General features: G+C 39.9%; 19 protein-coding genes. 17 read left to right on the top strand and 2 right to left on the bottom strand.

Features of this window, described 5'->3' with window-relative positions; translation table 11 throughout:
• Positions 1 to 100: 100 nt before the first annotated feature.
• Genes cysM through R5R67_RS10675 form a run of 4 tightly spaced genes read left to right on the top strand, consistent with a single transcriptional unit; the run spans position 101 to position 5594 of the window.
• Positions 101 to 1015, top strand: coding sequence for a cysteine synthase CysM (gene cysM, locus R5R67_RS10660; protein WP_000072604.1), 915 nt, complete (start codon positions 101 to 103; stop codon positions 1013 to 1015).
• Between the two features lie 22 nt (positions 1016 to 1037).
• Positions 1038 to 1856 carry a 3'-5' exonuclease gene (locus tag R5R67_RS10665; RefSeq protein ID WP_001212165.1) on the top strand — a complete coding sequence of 273 codons (819 nt, stop codon included), beginning with the start codon at positions 1038 to 1040 and terminating at the stop codon, positions 1854 to 1856.
• 9 nt (positions 1857 to 1865) lie between these two features.
• On the top strand, positions 1866 to 3257 hold the full coding sequence (gene rlmD / locus R5R67_RS10670; RefSeq protein ID WP_000813064.1) for a 23S rRNA (uracil(1939)-C(5))-methyltransferase RlmD: 1392 nt from the start codon (positions 1866 to 1868) through the stop codon (positions 3255 to 3257).
• Between the two features lie 30 nt (positions 3258 to 3287).
• Positions 3288 to 5594 (top strand): RelA/SpoT family protein, encoded by a 2307-nt coding sequence (locus tag R5R67_RS10675; protein ID WP_000259109.1) that lies wholly within the window; start codon positions 3288 to 3290, stop codon positions 5592 to 5594.
• Between the two features lie 44 nt (positions 5595 to 5638).
• On the opposite strand, the gene R5R67_RS10680 is transcribed toward R5R67_RS10675, so the two are convergent.
• A complete protein-coding gene (locus tag R5R67_RS10680) occupies positions 5639 to 6412 on the bottom strand; it encodes an SDR family oxidoreductase (protein ID WP_000682841.1) in 774 nt (257 codons plus the stop codon).
• Positions 6413 to 6523: 111 nt separating this feature from the next.
• On the opposite strand from R5R67_RS10680, the gene mazG reads away from it, so the two are divergent.
• The 9 genes from mazG (at position 6524) to yjgA (ending at position 13162) form a co-directional block, all read left to right on the top strand.
• A complete protein-coding gene (gene mazG, locus R5R67_RS10685; protein ID WP_000359485.1) occupies positions 6524 to 7330 on the top strand; it encodes a nucleoside triphosphate pyrophosphohydrolase in 807 nt (268 codons plus the stop codon).
• A complete protein-coding gene (locus R5R67_RS10690) occupies positions 7299 to 7709 on the top strand; it encodes a ComEA family DNA-binding protein (protein ID WP_002017231.1) in 411 nt (136 codons plus the stop codon). Before mazG ends, R5R67_RS10690 begins: the two co-directional genes overlap by 32 nt.
• A gap of 124 nt (positions 7710 to 7833) precedes the next feature.
• Entirely contained in the window at positions 7834 to 9297 is a 1464-nt protein-coding gene (gene pcnB, locus R5R67_RS10695; RefSeq protein WP_001194201.1) for a polynucleotide adenylyltransferase PcnB, read from the top strand.
• Positions 9294 to 9776: a 2-amino-4-hydroxy-6-hydroxymethyldihydropteridine diphosphokinase gene (gene folK, locus R5R67_RS10700; protein WP_000219216.1), complete on the top strand. Its 483-nt coding sequence runs from the start codon at positions 9294 to 9296 to the stop codon at positions 9774 to 9776. Before pcnB ends, folK begins: the two co-directional genes overlap by 4 nt.
• Before the next feature lie 45 nt (positions 9777 to 9821).
• Positions 9822 to 10631, top strand: a complete 810-nt coding sequence (gene panB, locus R5R67_RS10705; RefSeq protein ID WP_000624763.1) for a 3-methyl-2-oxobutanoate hydroxymethyltransferase — start codon at positions 9822 to 9824, stop codon at positions 10629 to 10631.
• 3 nt (positions 10632 to 10634) lie between these two features.
• Positions 10635 to 11483: a pantoate--beta-alanine ligase gene (gene panC / locus R5R67_RS10710; protein ID WP_000846362.1), complete on the top strand. Its 849-nt coding sequence runs from the start codon at positions 10635 to 10637 to the stop codon at positions 11481 to 11483.
• A gap of 22 nt (positions 11484 to 11505) precedes the next feature.
• On the top strand, positions 11506 to 12357 hold the full coding sequence (gene rapZ / locus R5R67_RS10715; protein ID WP_000821671.1) for an RNase adapter RapZ: 852 nt from the start codon (positions 11506 to 11508) through the stop codon (positions 12355 to 12357).
• On the top strand, positions 12354 to 12623 hold the full coding sequence (locus tag R5R67_RS10720; protein ID WP_000567533.1) for an HPr family phosphocarrier protein: 270 nt from the start codon (positions 12354 to 12356) through the stop codon (positions 12621 to 12623). Before rapZ ends, R5R67_RS10720 begins: the two co-directional genes overlap by 4 nt.
• 2 nt (positions 12624 to 12625) lie before the next feature.
• Positions 12626 to 13162, top strand: coding sequence for a ribosome biogenesis factor YjgA (gene yjgA, locus R5R67_RS10725; protein ID WP_000124014.1), 537 nt, complete (start codon positions 12626 to 12628; stop codon positions 13160 to 13162).
• Between the two features lie 60 nt (positions 13163 to 13222).
• Here yjgA and R5R67_RS10730 read toward each other — a convergent pair whose 3' ends face one another.
• On the bottom strand, positions 13223 to 14851 hold the full coding sequence (locus R5R67_RS10730) for an acyl-CoA synthetase (protein WP_000253060.1): 1629 nt from the start codon (positions 14849 to 14851) through the stop codon (positions 13223 to 13225).
• A gap of 412 nt (positions 14852 to 15263) precedes the next feature.
• On the opposite strand from R5R67_RS10730, the gene thrS reads away from it, so the two are divergent.
• The 4 genes from thrS (at position 15264) to R5R67_RS10750 (ending at position 19050) form a co-directional block, all read left to right on the top strand.
• Complete coding sequence (gene thrS / locus R5R67_RS10735; protein WP_001121792.1) at positions 15264 to 17186, top strand: threonine--tRNA ligase; 1923 nt, start codon at positions 15264 to 15266, stop codon at positions 17184 to 17186.
• A 5-nt stretch (positions 17187 to 17191) separates the two neighbouring features.
• Positions 17192 to 17743 carry a translation initiation factor IF-3 gene (gene infC, locus R5R67_RS10740; RefSeq protein WP_012297364.1) on the top strand — a complete coding sequence of 184 codons (552 nt, stop codon included), beginning with the start codon at positions 17192 to 17194 and terminating at the stop codon, positions 17741 to 17743.
• A 205-nt stretch (positions 17744 to 17948) separates the two neighbouring features.
• Positions 17949 to 18569, top strand: coding sequence for a glutathione S-transferase N-terminal domain-containing protein (locus R5R67_RS10745; RefSeq protein WP_000566575.1), 621 nt, complete (start codon positions 17949 to 17951; stop codon positions 18567 to 18569).
• Between the two features lie 52 nt (positions 18570 to 18621).
• Positions 18622 to 19050: a YqaA family protein gene (locus R5R67_RS10750; RefSeq protein ID WP_000954163.1), complete on the top strand. Its 429-nt coding sequence runs from the start codon at positions 18622 to 18624 to the stop codon at positions 19048 to 19050.
• Positions 19051 to 19066 lie beyond the last annotated feature (16 nt).

Here is a 19066-nt window from a genome sequence, read left to right on the forward strand (position 1 = left end):
TGACTGGGCTTTAATCACTTTCATTAAAAAGCATAGTGAAATGGATGCAGTACCGATCATTTTTTCATACAATAGTGCCACCCCGATTTAGGTGTTGATCATGAGTAATACACAACCTGATTTTTTAGCCGACGAATTTTTGTTAGATCACTATGTAGGTAAAACACCTCTGGTCCGTTTGCAGCGCTTGGCTTGTCATACGCAGGCAACGGTTTTAGCAAAATTGGAAGGTAATAATCCAGCAGGTTCTGTAAAAGATCGTCCTGCATATAACATGATTATGCAGGCTGAAAAGCGTGGTCAAATTAAACCAGGTGATACATTGGTTGAAGCTACTAGTGGTAATACAGGTATTGCTTTAGCTATGGTTGCGGCGATGCGCGGCTATAAAATGAAACTGATTATGCCTGGGAATTCAAGTCAGGAGCGTAAGGACGCCATGCGTGCTTATGGCGCAGAATTGATTGAAGCGCCGAATATGGAAGCTGCACGAGATATGGCTTTGCAAATGCAAGCTGAAGGTCTAGGTTTAGTCCTCAATCAGTTTGGTAATCCAGATAATGTGGAAGCTCATTACCTTACGACTGGCCCTGAAATTTGGAAACAAACAGGTGGAAAGATTACCCATTTTGTAAGTTCAATGGGTACAACCGGTACCATTATGGGTGTTTCTAAGTATTTAAAAGAACAAAATCCAGATATTCAAATTATTGGTTTACAACCTTCTGAAGGTTCAAATATTGCCGGTATTCGCCGTTGGCCACAGGAATATTTACCTACAATTTTCGAACCAAAGCGTGTTGATCAAATTATGGATATTCCGCAAATTGAAGCGGAAAAAACGGCTCGCCGTTTAGCACGTGAAGAAGGAATTAGTGCAGGTACATCTTCTGGCGGGGCGGTATGGGCTTCAGTAAAAATTGCAGAAGAAAATCCGGATGCTGTAATTGTTTGCATTATCTGTGACCGTGGTGATCGCTACTTGTCTACAGGCCTGTTCTCAGTACAGGACTGATGACTCATAATTGAGAGAAAAAATGCGTTTTCCTACTTTAGTTTTTGATATTGAAACTTTAACTGATTTAAAAGCGGGAGCGCATTTATATCATCTTGATTTGCCAGAGGCAGATGTTGAACAGGCACTCACAAAAATCCGTCGCCAAGAATCCGGCATGGATTTTCAGCGTTTGCCTTTACATGAAATCGTTTGTATTTCTGGTTTGTGGATTGATGAATCAGGTTTCAGATTATTTTCTTTTAGTCGGGAACACTATTCGGAAGCTGAAATTTTACAGAAATTTTTATCCATTTTTGATAAGCGTCATCCAACTTTAGTGAGCTGGAATGGTTCGCAATTTGATTTGCCCGTCATTTTGTTCCGTGCCATGTATCATGGTCTTTCGGCACCCGGGTTATTTGATCAAGGCGAGCTTGATAGTCAGAAGCGTTTTAATAATTACCAAAACCGTTATCACCACCGTCATATTGATTTAATGGATGTTATGGCAATGTTTAATGGCCGTAATTTCCAGAAACTCGATGATGTAGCCTGTATTTTAGGTTTACCAGGTAAACGTGGTGAGTCGGGTTATCATGTGCCTGAATACGTCCGTACAGAACAATGGTTAAAATTAACCAGTTATTGTGAAGGTGATGTGCTCAATACATGGTTTATTTATTTGCGTTGGCTATTGCTCAAAGGCCAAATGAATGTAGATGAGCATAACCACTGGATTAGTTCGAGTATTGAGTATTTACAGACTATGCCTCAGCAAGCCGATTTTCTTGAGGTGTGGCAACGTACATCGAAGCATACCGAGTTTACGTCCCACTATTTTAACCCTTTAAATTTTTAGGTTCATTCTTTGAAACAGCAAGCCAAATCTCGTAAACCTCAACAACCCGAATATATTTTTCAGGTTGAAACTCTTTCTCATGAGGGGCGGGGAATTGCGCATTATGGTTCTCATCCAGATCATCCGGCAGATAAGCATGGTAAAAAAGTGTTTATTCGTTATGCGTTGCCTGGAGAAACAGTAAAAGCCCAAATTACGCATGAGGCTAAGCGACTTGAAGAAGCTGAAATGGTAGCGCTTTTAGCAGAACCTTCAGCAAATCGTGTAGAGGCAGTTTGTCCTCATTATGGTATTTGCGGAGGGTGTAGCATGCAGCATATCCACCCCGATGAGCAGATCCGTTTAAAGCAAAATGTCCTTCAGTCACACTTGCAACACTTTGCTGGTATTCAGCCTGAACAATGGTTAGAACCAATTCGTTCTTTGCAAAGTGATTATCGCCGTCGTGCTCGAATAGGTGTGCGCTATTTGCCAAAACAGGACCGTTTGATTCTAGGTTTCCGTGAGCATCATAGTAATCGTTTAACATCTATCCATACTTGTAGCGTTTTGGATAAAAAGTTATCAGATAGTCTGCCAGAATTGCGTAATTTACTCCAAAGTCTAAAAGGCAAAGCGCATATTGGTCATGTAGAATTAGCAAAAGGTGATCATGAAACATCTTTATTAGTTCGTCATATCGAAAAACTAAACAATGCTGATGTCAACCAATTAAGACAATTTGCGTTACACAAAGGCTGGCAGTTGTATTTGCAACCTAAAGGACCCGAAAGTCTTCGTCGTATTGATGAAGAACAAGGAGCTATGCGATTACATTATGCTTTAAATGCATTTGATGTAAATTTTGCTTTTTCGCCATTGGATTTTACGCAGGTCAATGCCACAGTAAATGAACAAATGGTGCAATTGGCATGTGAATTGCTTCAATTGCAACAGGGTGAAAGAGTACTAGATCTGTTTTGTGGGTTAGGTAATTTTTCGCTTCCACTTGCACGATGTGTTGGTGCAAAGGGTCAGGTTGTTGGTGTGGAAGCAAGTGAAGAAATGGTGCAGCGGGCAACAGATAATGCAAAGCGTAATAATCTGGTGCAGGCAAGCTTCTTTTCACAAGATTTAACAAAAGATTTTTCGCATCATTCTTGGGCAAATCAAGGATTTGATGCATTATTGATTGATCCTCCTCGTGCTGGTGCATATGAAATTATGCAGTATGTACCGAACTTTGGAGCAAAAAGAATCGTTTATGTATCATGTAATCCAGCAACATTAGCAAGGGATGCAGGTGTTTTGGTTCAACATGGTTACCAGTTAAAAAAAGCAGCGGTTATGGACATGTTTACGCACACAGAACATGTTGAATCGATTGCTTTATTTGAGAAAATTCAAGAGATAAACGATTAAAAACATGAGTTACATATCCAGGAGAATGGTATGGTCACAGTACGTGAACAGTTACCTGAACAACTAACTGAGTTGTCAGAGGAAACGACTGTAGAGCATGCCGCCGAAACACAAGTCGGTTTAGCCTCATGGTTGGATCGGGTTCGTGAAATATTAGATGGGGCAGAGCTTAAACAACTCGAAGAGGTTGCGCATTTAACCCTACAAAAAGAGTTAGATTCAACGGTTAATCATCGTTCCAATACATTTGCTACTGGTGTTGGAATGGCTGATATTCTGGCGCATTTACATGTAGATGAAGATACTTTATCTGCTGCAATGCTTTATCGTAGTGTTCGTGAGGACATTACTGATATAGAAGAAGTAAAGCGAAAGTTCGGTGAGCAAGTTTATAACCTTGTCAAAGGTACTTTGGCAATGGGTAAGCTTTCAGAGCTTATTGAAAAAAATAAACGACTAGAAGACCATTTTAATAACAACCAACGGGAACATTTAAGCGGCATTTATAAAATGCTGATTTCAGTGACCGAAGATGTTCGTGTCGTTTTAATTAAGTTAGCTGAACGTACTTACTCTTTACGTGAGTTGGCAAACTCATCACGTGAACGTCAAGAGCGTGTGGCGCGTGAAATTTTAACTATTTATTCACCATTAGCGCATCGCCTTGGTATTGCACAGCTGAAGTGGGAACTTGAAGACTTAGCGTTTCGTTATTTGGCGCCAGACCGTTATAAAGAGATTGCTTCATTACTCAATGAAAAGCGTCTTGAGCGTGAACATTATATCCAGTTCGTGATAGACCGTTTAAAAAGTGAATTGGCGGCGCATGGTATTGAAGCTGAAATTACAGGTCGAGCAAAACACATTTATTCGATTTATCGAAAAATGAAAAGCAAAAACCTAAGTTTCGATCAGCTTTATGATATTCGTGCTTTACGTGTATTGGTGAATAGCGTACCTGAGTGTTATCACTCATTAGGTATTGTTCATCAGATTTGGCGTCATATCCCACATCAGTTCGATGACTATATTACCAACCCGAAAGCCAATGGTTATCGCTCATTACATACTGCTGTTATTGCTGAGAATAAATCTTTAGAAGTACAAATTCGTACTCATGAGATGCATGACGAAGCAGAGTTAGGGGTATGTTCGCACTTTAACTATAAAGAAGGTTCAAAGAATACCGACCACTCTTTTAACCATCGTTTGCATTCGCTTCGTGCTGTTTTGGAACATTACCAAGAACGTAATGAAACAACAGTACATCAAAATGAAGATGAGACGGAAGGTTTTGATCAACTTCAAGACTTTGAAGGTTTTGAAAAGATTTATGTCTTTAGTCGTGATGGTGATATTAAAGAACTACCACGTGGCTCAACAGTTTTAGACTTTGCTTACCATGTGCATACAGAGGTTGGAAACAAGTGTTATGCAGCGCGTGTTAACCAGCGCTATGTACCATTAACCTATACGTTAAAAACAGGTGAGCAGGTTGAGATTTTAACTAAGAAGGATCGTGAGCCTAACCGTGACTGGTTGGTGAACTCTTTAGGTTATATCAAGACAGCTCGTGCTCGTGACAAATTACGTCATTGGTTCAGACAGCAAGACCGTAGTAAGAACCTTGAAGTTGGCCGTGAGTTACTAAACAAAGAATTGTCTCGATTGGCGATTCACCCTAAGAGTATCGATCTCAACGATTACTCGTCACATTTTAATGTGAAAACAGGGGATGATATTTTGGTTAGTCTGGTCAGCGGCGATATTAGTTTGCATGCTCTGATTAATCAGATTAATCGTCAAATGCATCTGGATCAGGATGAACCTGAACTGGTACTTAAACCAACATTAAACCCACGTGCCAGCCACACCCTGTCTGCGCATGGCATCTTAATTGATGGTTTAGACAATGTTGAGCTACATATTGCGCAGTGTTGCCAACCAGTTCATGGTGAATCAATTGCTGGCTATATCACGTTGAATCGTGGGGTAAGTATTCATAAAGTCTTGTGTTCTGATTATCAACGCATGATCAAGCAAGAGCCAGAACGTGCTGTTGAAGCGGATTGGGAGATGCAGCCAACTCGTGGTCAAAGTGTTCAAATTGTAGTTGAAGCTTATGATCGTCGTGGCTTACTCAAAGACTTAACTCAAGTGATTTTCTCTGACCAGATTAATATTCGTCAGGTGAACACAATTTCTGAGGCAGATGGTATTGCTAATATGAAGTTGCTCATTGAGGTGAAAGGCTTGGCTCAGCTTTCACGTTTGTTAGCTCGTTTAGAGCAACAACCTGGAATTATTAGCGCACGACGTATGATTCAAGGTGTTTAACTAAATTGAGAAAAAGGCCGTCAATTGACGGCCTTTTTTATGAGCTACTTTCTCGATAAATAAATATTAGTTAAACGATTTAAAAACTGGGGGCTTATTGTTGAGAGTTGATAAAGCAATTTGGTTTTTATACCAACTGGAGTGTGAGTCGGTGTCCAGAAATGAGCTTTTTTCTCTACAAGTGAAAGCACCTGTTGAGCAATATCATTAGGCGTTAAATCGACTCCCATGTTTTGAATAGAGCCTGCATCCATATTGTTGACCATTGCGGTTTGTACAAATAAAGGCATCACATCTAAAACACGAATACCGTATTTTTTCCATTCCACATCTAAACCTTCGGTAATTCCTCTCACTGCAAATTTACTGGCCGAATAAGAAATGAGGTCAGCTTGCCCGTAAATTGCAGAAGCTGAAGAGAGATTAATGACTCGTGCAAAAGAAGCTTGCTTTAAATAAGGGAGTGCAGCATGGCAACCATTGATTACGCCGTTTACATTAATATTGATTGTTCTTTGGTGTGACTTGATATCGATATTTTCAAAGGCTCCGGAATATAAAATCCCTGCGTTATTCACCAAAATATTAAGCTCGCCAGCCCAGTCGGTAAATTCTTTTAATATATGTTGCCACTGGCTGTAGTCACTGACATCTAGATACCCTGCGCATGCATTCGGCCCTAATTCCTGTGCTAAATTTTGAGCAAGCGATTCATTAATGTCATAAATGCCGACTTTATAACCCCGCTGATAAAATACCCGTGCAATTTCTGCTCCAATACCTTGAGCTGCGCCACTAATCAGAATGCTATGTTTCATCTTTTTTTCTCTTTATCGTTACAATATGACGAATGATTTGCCGCTTTAATTTTGATCATAGCAAATTAAGATTTTAAAGTTACTGACCAATTTTTTGAACTTGAGGGTTACATGGATAAATTGCTTAAAATTATGCAAGAGCTACGTGAAAAATGTCCGTGGGACCAAGAGCAAACTCCAATGTCACTGACTAAATATGCGATTGAAGAGGCATATGAAGTCGAGGCTGCCATTCGTCAAGGTGACATTAATGAAATTCGGAATGAATTGGGTGATCTGTTATTACAAGTGGTATTTCAATCGCAAATGTTTAGCGAGCAGGGGGCGTTCAATTTTCAAGATGTGGTTGAGGCAATTAGCGAAAAATTAGTACGACGTCATCCGCACGTTTTTCAAGCAGACCAATTTAACAACTTAACACCAGAACAAGTAAGTGAGTTATGGAAACAAATTAAACAACAAGAAAAGCAAGGAAAACCACAATCAAGATTAGATGAAATTAAACATGGACCAGCACTATCTCAAGCGCAGGAAATTCAAAAAAATGTCGCAAAAGTTGGGTTTGATTTTGAAACGGTAGAAGATGCTTATACAAAATTAGAAGAAGAATTAGATGAGTTTAAAGAGGCACTTAAAAATCAAAATAGTGAAGAAATTCAAGATGAATTTGGAGACTGCCTGTTTTCATTAGTCAATGTAGGACGTAAACTTGGCATTTCAAGTGAAAGTTCACTTTTATCAACCATACATAAATTTAGAAGTCGTTTTGCTTTTATTGAAGAGCAAGCCATAAAACAGCAAAGAACATTGGAAGACATGACCTTGTCCGAAATGGATGAATTGTGGAATCAGGCAAAACGACAATTAAAATCAGGGGAAAAACCACATGCAATACAGCATGAGATTTTGGAAAAATAAGTATTTTGTTTTAATAATTTTGTGCTTGGGAGTAATTTCACCTTCGGTTTACGCTCAATCTTTTGATCAAAACTTTCAAGAATGGAAGGCTAAACAGCAGATGTATGACCAAAAGTTAAACATCACTAAGTCTTCTCATTCTAATGGTTCTAAAATTTCTCAAACTAAAAATTTTAATGACTCTACAGGGCAAATTCATTTGAATCAGGCGAATGTAAATGAGTTTCAGCAATTAAAAGGTGTAGGTGAGAAAAAGGCTCAAGCGATTGTAGAATACAGGCAAAAGAACGGTAGCTTTAAAAATATTGACGAAATTAAAAACGTTAAAGGAATTGGACCAGCTATTTTTGAAAAAAATAAATCGCGTTTAGCCTTATAAAAGTTCTATTCGTCAATTATCATTTCCTGCGCAATCTAAGAGAATCAAATTGCCCTTTGTGTGTGTTAGAGCTATGATTAGCGACAACTTGTTATTTACGTCCTGACGTAGGAGACAGCGTCTTTTGCAAACCTTGCGAGCGTCAAAATGTGGTTTGTCCACAGCCCAACTTCCTTCTTCGATTTTAGATGTGATCGATAGTCTGACTAAAGCAGGCTATGAAGCTTATATTGTTGGGGGTGGTGTCCGTGATTTAATGCTAGGACTCAATCCTAAAGATTTCGATGCAGTCACCAATGCAACACCTTCTCAAATTAAAGAAGTTTTTGGCCGTCGATGCCGAATTATTGGCCGTCGATTTGAATTGGCACATGTCTATTCAGGACGTGAGCTAATCGAAGTTGCCACTTTCCGTGCTCCTCCTAAAAAAGCGGTGACCAGTGCTTCGGGCATGATTTTACGTGACAACAACTGGGGAACCATCGAACAGGACTTTGCTCGACGCGATTTTTCTATCAATACTCTGTACTACCAGCCGCGTAAGGGTATTGTGCTCGATTTCTGTAAAGCAATTGATGATGTCAAAAGTAAGACTTTACGTTTATTGGGCGATCCTGTGCAACGTTTTGAAGAAGATCCTGTGCGTATGCTTCGGACATTACGTTTTGCAGCTAAGCTCAACTTTAAAATTGATCCGGCAATTCTCGACATTTTTGATGTTGAGATGACGCAATTACTTCGTGATGTTTCACCACACCGTTTATATGATGAGTCTCAAAAGCTTTTCACAATGGGGCATTTGGCACGCGTATTACCAATGTTGATTGACTTTGGCGTGTGGAAACAGCTTTTTGCTGATATTCGTCCGGATCTCACTCCATTTATTCAACGTGCAGCAAAAAATACTGATCAACGTATTCAGGTGGGTAAAACGATTAATCCGGCATTTTTCTATGCGGTTTTATTGTGGCAGCCATTTTTAGAGCGTTGTGATTTTTATTTATCAAAAGGCGTTGTTCCGGCCGAAGCACGTGCTCAAGCAGGTTTGGATGTTTTAAAACGTCAAGCAACACGCACAGTTATTCCTCGTTTTGCCGAAACTTTTATTCGTGAAGTTTGGGAAATGCAAACCCGTTTGCTTAATCCAAAACCACAGCAAATTGAAGCATTGGCAAGCCATGCTCGTTTCCGCGCTGGGTTTGACTTCTTATTACTTCGTGAAAAGTCAGGTGATGACACAACACAGGGAATGGGAAGCTGGTGGGAAGCTTACCAAGAAATGTCAAACGACGAAAAAGAAGCTGCGATTAGCCAATATAATCGTCAGAAGGCGAAAAGTCGTCGTAAGGTTGCTGCTGAGCCTGTTGAAAGCAATAAAGTTGATACGGAAATTGAGCCTTTGGTTGATGTTCCAGAGCCTCGAAGCCGTCGTGGTAAAAAAGAGCGTGCACGACAAGAGCAGTCTATTGACCGTTTTATTGAAAAATCTTCCGCAGCACAAACGAATGTGATGAGTGATCATCCAATTTTAAAGCGCAAGCGGGTACAACGTGATTTGAGCCAAGTTATTTTTGGGCCGACACAATGACAGTAACCACATATATTGGCTTAGGAAGTAACCTAGGTGACTCACGCCAGATTCTGTCTGAAGCGATAGCCAAACTTAAATCTCTTGGTGAAGTGAAAGTATCTAAACTTTACCAAAGTCCCCCTATGGGTCCCCAAGATCAGCCGAATTATCTAAATGCAGTCGCTCAGCTAAAAACCGAGTTACTTCCGCTTGAATTACTTGACCAGTTACAGCGTTTTGAGCAGGAAGCTGGGCGGGTGAGACTCCGTCATTGGGGGGAGCGAACTTTAGATCTTGATCTACTGATTTATGGCAATGAAAAAATACAAAATGAGCGCTTAACGGTGCCGCATGTAGGAATATTACAACGAGATTTTGTTGTGATTCCTTTATTAGATTTAGATGCTGATCTACATATTAATGATCAGCCACTTAAAAATTTAGAACTCATACAGCAGCCAACGGTGACTGTACTTGCTGATGAGTCTTGGGCCTAAAGCCGGACTTATTACGTTCTGCAAACTCCTGTAGAGGATACCATCATGATTAGTCTAAGTGACTTAAGAAAATTTAAAGCCGAAGGACGTAAGTTCTCTTGCCTAACTTGTTACGATGCAAGTATGGCAAAAGCAATGGAACTTGCTGAAATTGATACGATCTTAATTGGTGATTCTCTTGGAATGGCAATTCAGGGGCGTGACTCAACTTTACCTGTAACTGTTGAAGACATGGCCTATCATACAGCGGCAGTCCGTCGCGGTAATCAGCATGCTTTAATTATGACTGACTTACCATTTATGAGTTATGCCACTTTAAACGATGCTTTGCAGAATGCGAAAACAGTTATGCAAGCTGGTGCCCAAATGATCAAAATCGAAGGTGGTGCATGGCTAAGTGAAACTGTCCAAGTGTTAACACGTAATGGTGTGCCTGTATGTGTACATTTAGGTTTAACCCCGCAGTCTGTACATGTATTTGGTGGCTACAAGTTACAAGCTAGAACGCGCGAAGCAGCCGATCAGCTTATTGCCGATTGTACAGCGGTGGTTGAAGCGGGTGCGGCAGTTTTATTACTTGAATGCGTTCCGGCACAATTAGGTCAAGAAATTGCAGAATTGTTCCCAAATACTCCTGTGATCGGTATTGGGGCAGGTAATGCGACTGATGGTCAGGTATTGGTTGTACAAGACATGTTAGGACTAACGTTTGGTCGAGTTGCGCGTTTTGTACGTAACTTTATGAAAGAGCAATCTGGTGAAACAGCGATTTTAGATGCTTTTAAAGCTTTTCATGCTGCTGTACAAGATCAGTCGTTCCCAGCTAAAGAACACACTTTCCAAGTTGAGCTGTAATTCATGAAAACAGAAACCACTATACAAGGCTTAGCTGCTTCTTTAAATCCTGCTAGAGCTGCACGTAAAATCATTGGTTTTGTCCCAACGATGGGAAATCTACATGAAGGCCACCTCACTCTTGTTCGTGAAGCGAAAAAGTTATGTGATGTTGTGGTTGTGAGTATCTTCGTGAACCCAACACAGTTTGGTCCGGGTGAAGATTTTGATAATTATCCGCGTACGTTAGAGCAGGATAGTCGTCTACTTGCAGATGTTGGCTGTGACATTATTTTTGCACCATCAGTTGAGCAAATGTACGGTACACAACCTCGCTTAACTAACATTAGCGTCAGTCAAATTACTGATGATTTATGTGGAAGCTCACGTCCGGGGCACTTTGATGGCGTAGCACTGGTTGTCACCAAACTCTTTAATATTGTGCAACCGAATTATGCTTTCTTTGGTCAAAAAGACTACCAGCAATTAGCAGTGATTCGCCAGTTTGTACAAGATTTGAATATTCCGTTAGAAGTTATTGGCGTACCAATTGTTCGTGCAGAAGACGGTTTGGCACTGAGTTCAAGAAATGGTTACTTGACTCCTGAACAGCGTCAGGTTGCACCAGTCATTTATCAAGGTTTAAAACAAGCCGAAGAGCAATTACACCAAGGTAAAGATTTACAACAAGTCTTGGCAGATTTGAAAACACTGTTGACAGACAATGGTTTTGTTGTGGATTATGTGGAGGCTCGCCAACCTAATTTGTTAGCTGCTTCTCAATTTGATCGTGATATTGTGTTGTTTGTCGCGGCGAAATTAGGTGGAACGCGTTTAATTGATAATCTACAAGTTGCCTTTACACCTCAATAATATATAAAAGGACAGCCATGCCATGAAGCGTATACTTATCGTGACAGGACAGTCTGGTTCAGGAAAATCTTCAGCTCTTCAAGTATTAGAAGATTTGGGCTACTACTGTATTGATAATTTACCTTTGGCATTGCTGCCTGAGATCGTGGCAAAGCTAGATCATGAAAATAATCTTGAGCAGCTTGCTTTAGGGGTGGATGTACGAAGTACTCGGGCAGATATGCAAGAGTTCGACCATGTTTTTGAGCAATTACAAAAACATGGTACGGTTGATGTGATTTATCTGACGACACAAGATCAAGATTTGATTGCACGATTTAGTGCTTCACGTCGTCCACATCCGTTAGCAAATCGTTTCAAAAGCCTTTTACAGTGTATTCATGAAGAAAAGCAGTTGCTGATTCCAATTCAGTTTCGTGCCACTGTTCACATTGATACCACAGATAAAAGTGTTCACGATTTAAAACATATCTTGCTATCAAAATTAGGACAATCAGATAATCTGATTGTTATATTGCAGTCATTTGGTTATAAACATGGCATTCCTTTAGATGCCGACTATGTTTTTGACGTACGGCATTTACCAAATCCGCATTGGGATTTAGAATTACGCCGCTTTTCTGGTTTAGACGAGCCAGTTAAACAATTTTTAGAAGCAAGTCCACAAGCAAATGAAATGTTTGAGGACATTCTCCACTTCTTAAAAAAATGGCTGCCGGCATTTGCTGAAGGGCATCGTCACTATATGACGATTTCAATAGGTTGCACAGGCGGCCAGCATCGTTCAGTTTATATGGTAGATAGACTAAAACAAGCACTTGAGGCAGAATGGTCTGTTCAGGTCTTACACAGAGAAATGAAGCACTGGTCATGATAGACACAACTGTTGATGTAATTAATAAACTCGGTTTACATGCACGTGCATCAGGAAAACTGATAGAGGTCACTACAAAGTTTCGTTCGTCAATTCAAATTGGTAAGGGCGATCATTTAGTAGATGCAAAGAATATTATGTCGTTACTGATGTTAGGTGCAGGTAAAGGGACTACTTTACGTTTAGTCATTGATGGCACTGACGAAGAACAGGCATTAAATGAAGTACAGGCGTTATTCGCCGCAAAATTTTATGAGGCAGATTAATCGTGGCACGTCGTCCCAAGCGTTATACTGAAGAAGATTTTGATTCTTTAGAAGGACGTGCAAGTAAAACCGAACAGAAAAAAGCAGTTCAACGTATGGCTGCTTTAGGTGAGCAGTTAGCACAACTTTCTATCAAACAAATTCAAAAACTTCCTGTTGATGAGCGTTTAATTGATGCTCTTTTGGAAGTTCAGAATATTAGTTCATTCGAAGCGCGCCGTCGTCAGTTTCAGCGTGTTGGTAAACTCTTGCGCAATGAAGATGAGACAGTCATTTTATCTTATTTGACCCCTCAGCAAGGCGCGAAGAAACAAGCTCAACTCATGCGTTGGGTGGATCGTATGATCGAGCAGGGTGACCCTGCAATCAATGAATTTAGCAAAATCTATAATGCATCAGAACGACATACTTTACGTCAGCATGTGTTAAGAATTAATCGTGATAAAACCCAGCAAGTTGCAGAAGCAGATCTAGAAGCAACTAAAATGAAATTTATTAACTATGTACAACAGGTTGCTCTATTGTCAGATCAAGGTTAATACAGTTTTAAATAAAAAGCGGCGTTAGAAACGCCGCTTTTTTATTTTATAGGAATCAAATTAAGCGCGTTCTTTTGCCCATTCACGCAAGATGAATTTTTGCAATTTACCTGTTGAGGTTTTTGGAATTTCAGTAATCACCACATCTTTAGGAACTTTAAAGCGCGCAAGTTCTTTTTGACAGTGCTCAATAATTTCTTCAGGCGTGACACTAGCCCCAGTTTTTAATTCAATAAATGCGCATGGTACTTCTTGCCAACGTTCGTCAGGTTTTGCCACAACAGCGGCTGTTAAAACTGCTGGGTGTTTATATAAAACGTCTTCGACTTCTAAAGATGAAATATTTTCTCCACCTGAAATAATAATATCTTTAGAGCGGTCAGTAATTTTTGCATAACCATCTGGGTGGCAAACAGCTAAGTCTCCAGTGTGGAACCAGCCACCTGCAAAAGCTTCCTCAGTTGCCTTTGGATTTTTTAAATATCCTTTCATGACAATATTGCCACGGAACATGATTTCTCCCATGGTTTCACCGTCATTTGGAACTGGCTGCATCGTTTCAGGATCTAACACCCGCATACTATCTTGTAAAGGATAAGGTACACCCTGACGAGAGTGTAGTTGCGCTTGCTCGGTAATGGAGAGGTCGCTCCATCCCGCTTGAGAAGCACAAAGCGCAGATGGTCCATAGGTTTCGGTTAAACCATACACATGGTTGACATTAATCCCAATGTTTCGCATACCTTCAATGACAGCGACAGGTGGAGCAGCACCTGCCACCATAACTTCAACATGATGTTCTATGCTTGGCTGCTTTTCCTTAGGCAGATTAATAATCATAGATAGGACGATTGGAGCGCCACAGAAGTAATCAACTTTATGTTTGGCAATAAGCTGCATCACCAGTTCTGGGTCAACTTTACGTAGGCAAATATTGGTTCCGCCACTGGCTGCAATACTCCATGCAAAGCACCAACCATTACAGTGAAAAAGAGGAAGCGTCCATAAATAAACGGCTCGGGGTTTCATGCCGCAGGCTAAAATATTGCTTGCTGCATTTAAATAAGCACCTCGGTGGTGATAAACCACTCCTTTAGGATTTCCAGTGGTTCCAGAGGTATAATTTAAACTAATTGCATCCCACTCATCTTCAGGTAATTGCCATTCAAAATTGGCATCGCCTTGAGCTAACCATTCCTCATATTCGAAAGAACCAAGGAATTGGTTTTCGCCTTTATACTCTTCATCCGCAACATCAATCACAATAATATGTTGGTTAGGAATAAGTGATAAAGCTTCTCTTGCTAAATTAACAAACTCGGGGTCAACTAAAAGTACTTTAGTTTCAGCATGCTCTAGCATAAAAGCGATGGTTTTAGCGTCTAAACGGGTATTTAGGGTATTAAGAACAGCACCCGCCATTGGTACAGCAAAATGTGCTTCAATCATTGCTGGTACATTTGGCAGTAAAACTGAAACCGTATCATTTTTAACTATGCCTAATTGTTGAAGCTGAGATGCAAATTGACGGCAGCGCTGATAAGTTTGTTTCCATGAAATCTGACGGTTGCCATGAATAATAGAAGCTTGGTCTGGATAGATATAAGCTGCGCGCTCTAAATAGCGCAGAGGGGATAATGCAACAAAGTTTGCGGGTGTACGTGGTAATTCGTTATAGGCACTAACCATGTGAAACAACTCCATGTTCTATTTTTTAATTCATTCTTTGAAAATATGGCTTAATAGTAATCAAAGCATTAATGCTTTAGTCTTAAAGAGAAATACCTCTCAGTCAGAAAATGAGCAGAAATGCTATTTTCAACATCTTAAATCAGTTCTGATGAATAATTATCCTATTTATGTATTTCTGAAAATTTAGCTAGGTCCTTATTAAAGTCATTTATTGCTGTTTACCGTATAAGCAAAATGTATTTATGATTTTATGAGTACAAAGGTTTTCACTTGGCTTGAACAAGTGTAAAATCTTTCAGGTTTTTTAATTTTGATTTACACCGTTTTTATATTTTGAGGCTTGCCTCGATCATAATCTCGCGGTGAAATGCTCCTTCGTATAGGGCATCACTCCTTAAGGATTTTTTTTATGCCAATTATCACATTGCCAAATGGCGATCAAAAGAGTTTTGATCACCCTGTATCTGTTATGGAAGTCGCTCAAAGTATTGGGCCTGGTTTAGCAAAAAATACCGTTGCTGGACGAGTAAATGATCGCTTAGTTGATGCATGTGACTTAATTACCGAAGACTCGACCTTACAAATTATCACTCCAAAAGATGAAGAAGGTCTTGAGATCATTCGCCACTCTTGTGCACACCTTGTAGGGCACGCAGTAAAACAGCTTTTCCCTGAAGCAAAAATGGTGATTGGTCCGGTCATCGAAGAAGGTTTCTATTACGATATCTGGATGCCACGTCCTTTCACACTAGATGATATGGCAGCGATTGAAGAGCGTATGAAAAAGCTCATCGATCAAGATTATGACGTTATCAAAAAAATGACACCGCGTGATGAAGTCATCAAAGTATTCACTGACCGCGGCGAAGAATATAAATTACGTCTTGTGGAAGACATGCCTGAAGAAAAAGCAATGGGCTTGTACTACCACCAAGAATATGTAGATATGTGCCGTGGTCCGCACGTACCGAACACAAAATTCTTAAAATCATTCAAGCTTACTAAAATCTCTGGTGCTTACTGGCGTGGTGATGCGAAGAATGAACAGCTTCAACGTATCTATGGTACTGCTTGGGCTGATAAAAAACAGTTAGCAGCTTATATCAAGCGTATTGAAGAAGCTGAAAAGCGTGATCACCGTAAAATTGGTAAAGCATTAGACTTGTTCCATATGCAAGAAGAAGCACCGGGTATGGTGTTCTGGCATGCAAATGGCTGGACTATTTATCAAGTACTAGAACAGTACATGCGTAAAGTTCAGCAAGACAATGGTTACCAAGAAATCAAAACTCCGCAAATCGTAGATTTTACGCTTTGGGAGAAATCTGGTCATGCGGCAAACTATGCAGAAAACATGTTTACGACTCATTCTGAAAGTCGTAACTATGCTGTAAAACCAATGAACTGTCCTTGTCACGTTCAAGTGTTTAACCAAGGATTAAAGTCTTACCGTGATTTACCAATTCGTTTAGCTGAGTTTGGTTCTTGTCACCGTAATGAGCCATCTGGTTCTTTACACGGTATTATGCGTGTTCGTGGTTTTACTCAAGATGATGCGCATATCTTCTGTACTAAAGAACAGATCGGTAAAGAAGTTGCAGACTTTATTAAACTCACTTTAGATGTTTATAAAGACTTTGGCTTTGAAGAAGTTCAAATGAAATTATCTACTCGCCCAGAAAAGCGTGTAGGGGATGATGCACTTTGGGATTTAGCTGAAAAATCTTTGGCAGATGCTTTAGATGCAGCTGGTCTTGAATGGGAATTGCAGCCGGGTGAAGGCGCATTCTATGGTCCAAAGATTGAGTTCTCTTTAAAAGACTGTCTTGGTCGTGTATGGCAATGTGGTACCATTCAATGTGACTTCAACTTGCCAGTTCGTTTAGATGCTTCTTATGTAACTGAAGAAAACGAGCGTGATCAACCTGTAATGTTGCACCGTGCAATTCTTGGTAGTTTTGAGCGTTTTATTGGTATACTAATTGAACACTACGCTGGTTTTATGCCGCCTTGGTTATCGCCTGTACAAGCATGTGTCATGAATATCACTGACTCTCAAGCTGAAGCAAGTGAGCAAGTTGTGGCAAAACTCAAGGAAAATGGTCTTCGTGCTATTTCTGACTTGAGAAATGAAAAAATCGGATTTAAGATTCGTGAGCGTACTCTAGAGCGCATTCCTTACCTGTTAGTTCTTGGTGATCGAGAAGTTGAAGAAGGTACAGTGAATGTACGTACTCGCTCAGGAAAAAATTTAGGTACTATGTCAGTGGATGCTTTCATTGACTTAGTGAAATCTGCCGTCGCCGAACGTGGCCGGTATATTGTGGAGTAAGAAAGATTAAACAGCCTGACCGTAACCAACAACAAGGTGCAAAGAGTAACCGTCCAGCAATTAACGATGAGATCCGTGCAAAAGAAGTACGCCTTGTCGGTGCTGATGGTGAGCAAAAAGGAATTGTTTCATTAAATGAAGCACTGCGTGCTGCTGAGGATGCAGATCTTGACCTTGTTGAGATTGTCGCAAACGCTGAGCCGCCTGTTTGTAAAATCATGGATTACAACAAGCACTTGTTTGACCTGAAACAGAAGCAAAAAGATGCCAAGAAAAAACAGCATCAAGTGCAAGTGAAGGAAATCAAACTACGCCCAGCAACTGATGTAGGTGATTATCAAGTTAAGCTTCGTGCTATTCTGAAGTTCCTTGAAGAAGGCAACAAAGTTAAGATCACCTTACGTTTCCGTGGTCGTGAAATGGCTCACCAACAACTTGGTTTAGCTCAATTGCAAAAAATTGAAGCTGACGTAGCTGAGTTAGGGGTTGTAGAGCAAGCACCGAAAATGGAAGGTCGACAAATGGGTATGTTACTTGGACCGAAAAAGAAAAAGTAACACTCAAAAAAAGCACTGCAAAAGCAGTGCTTTTTTATGCCTCTCATCTTTTAGCCCTATTTTCTTAAACTGACGTTTAATATCGTTTTAAGCCAAAGTTATTCTCAAATTTTATGTGTTTTTTGGTGTTGGAAATATCATTGTATTACCCAAAACATGATATAACGCAAGACGCAGTCATGATAACGATGAATAGGAAAATAGAATGATTGATCTATATTATTGGGGCACACCCAATGGACATAAAATCACAATTGCCTTAGAAGAAATGGGACTGGATTACACCCTTTACCCAATTAATATTTTAGAAAATGATCAATTTCAACCAGACTTCCTGAAAATTTCTCCGAATAATAAAATTCCTGCCATTGTTGACCAAGATGGTCCACGTGGTGAGCCAATTTCAGTATTTGAATCAGGCGCGATCTTGCAGTATTTAGGACGAAAAACTGGATTGTTCTACCCAACAGACGAGCAAGAGCGAGTTGAAGTGGAACAATGGCTTATGTGGCAAATGGGTGGTTTAGGTCCTATGTTAGGACAAAATCATCATTTTAACCGCTTTGCGCCAGAGAAAATTCCCTATGCTATAGACCGCTATGTAAATGAGACTAAGCGTTTATATGGTGTGTTGAATAAACAGCTCATTGGTCAGAAGTTTGTTGCAGGGGAATACTCCATTGCTGATATGGCAATTCTACCTTGGATTTTGCGTTATGAATGGCAGGGGATTCAATTAGAGGATTACCCGTATGTACAAGAATACATTGTTCGCTTAACAGCACGCCCTGCAGTACAAAAAGCATTATCAATTAAAGTCATCTAAGTTTATTGGTAGGGTAATGAATAAGGTGAAAGGTGATTTGGTCTAATTTAATATGCTAAGTTACTTTTTACTTTTTTTGAGTACTTTTGGGGCGGCTACCTTATTACCGCTACAATCAGAAGCTGTACTTGCTGCTTTATTATTAAAAAATCAACATTCAGCTTTTCTTCTCATTTTGATTGCTACTTTCGGAAATGTATTGGGCTCATGTATAAACTGGTGGTTAGGTTTAAAAATAGAACAGTTTAAACATAAAAAATGGTTACCGGTTTCTGAAAAACGTTTAGAACAAGCCCAACGCTTTTATCATAAATATGGCTTTTATTCGCTGCTTTTAAGTTGGACACCTGTGATTGGTGACCCTATTACTTTGGTTGCTGGCTTATTCAAAGAAAATTTTTGGCGCTTTTTATTTATGGTCCTTATCGCTAAGGCTGGACGTTATATTTTCATTTATTGGGTAATTACAGGTTTTATTTAAAATAAAAGCATCCGAA

The organism is Acinetobacter sp. OYA S30 (assembly GCF_033599315.1).
Taxonomy (GTDB): domain Bacteria; phylum Pseudomonadota; class Gammaproteobacteria; order Pseudomonadales; family Moraxellaceae; genus Acinetobacter; species Acinetobacter baumannii.

What these genes read in the sequence shown, in the direction of transcription:
- cysM (WP_000072604.1), top strand. Translation starts at nt 101, where the DNA reads ATGAGTAATACACAACCTGATTTTTTAGCCGACGAATTTTTGTTAGAT.
- R5R67_RS10665 (WP_001212165.1), top strand. Translation starts at nt 1,038, where the DNA reads ATGCGTTTTCCTACTTTAGTTTTTGATATTGAAACTTTAACTGATTTA.
- R5R67_RS10675 (WP_000259109.1), top strand. Translation starts at nt 3,288, where the DNA reads ATGGTCACAGTACGTGAACAGTTACCTGAACAACTAACTGAGTTGTCA.
- R5R67_RS10680 (WP_000682841.1), bottom strand. Translation starts at nt 6,412, where the DNA reads ATGAAACATAGCATTCTGATTAGTGGCGCAGCTCAAGGTATTGGAGCA.
- mazG (WP_000359485.1), top strand. Translation starts at nt 6,524, where the DNA reads ATGGATAAATTGCTTAAAATTATGCAAGAGCTACGTGAAAAATGTCCG.
- R5R67_RS10690 (WP_002017231.1), top strand. Translation starts at nt 7,299, where the DNA reads ATGCAATACAGCATGAGATTTTGGAAAAATAAGTATTTTGTTTTAATA.
- folK (WP_000219216.1), top strand. Translation starts at nt 9,294, where the DNA reads ATGACAGTAACCACATATATTGGCTTAGGAAGTAACCTAGGTGACTCA.
- panB (WP_000624763.1), top strand. Translation starts at nt 9,822, where the DNA reads ATGATTAGTCTAAGTGACTTAAGAAAATTTAAAGCCGAAGGACGTAAG.
- panC (WP_000846362.1), top strand. Translation starts at nt 10,635, where the DNA reads ATGAAAACAGAAACCACTATACAAGGCTTAGCTGCTTCTTTAAATCCT.
- rapZ (WP_000821671.1), top strand. Translation starts at nt 11,506, where the DNA reads ATGAAGCGTATACTTATCGTGACAGGACAGTCTGGTTCAGGAAAATCT.
- R5R67_RS10720 (WP_000567533.1), top strand. Translation starts at nt 12,354, where the DNA reads ATGATAGACACAACTGTTGATGTAATTAATAAACTCGGTTTACATGCA.
- R5R67_RS10730 (WP_000253060.1), bottom strand. Translation starts at nt 14,851, where the DNA reads ATGGTTAGTGCCTATAACGAATTACCACGTACACCCGCAAACTTTGTT.
- thrS (WP_001121792.1), top strand. Translation starts at nt 15,264, where the DNA reads ATGCCAATTATCACATTGCCAAATGGCGATCAAAAGAGTTTTGATCAC.
- R5R67_RS10745 (WP_000566575.1), top strand. Translation starts at nt 17,949, where the DNA reads ATGATTGATCTATATTATTGGGGCACACCCAATGGACATAAAATCACA.
- R5R67_RS10750 (WP_000954163.1), top strand. Translation starts at nt 18,622, where the DNA reads ATGCTAAGTTACTTTTTACTTTTTTTGAGTACTTTTGGGGCGGCTACC.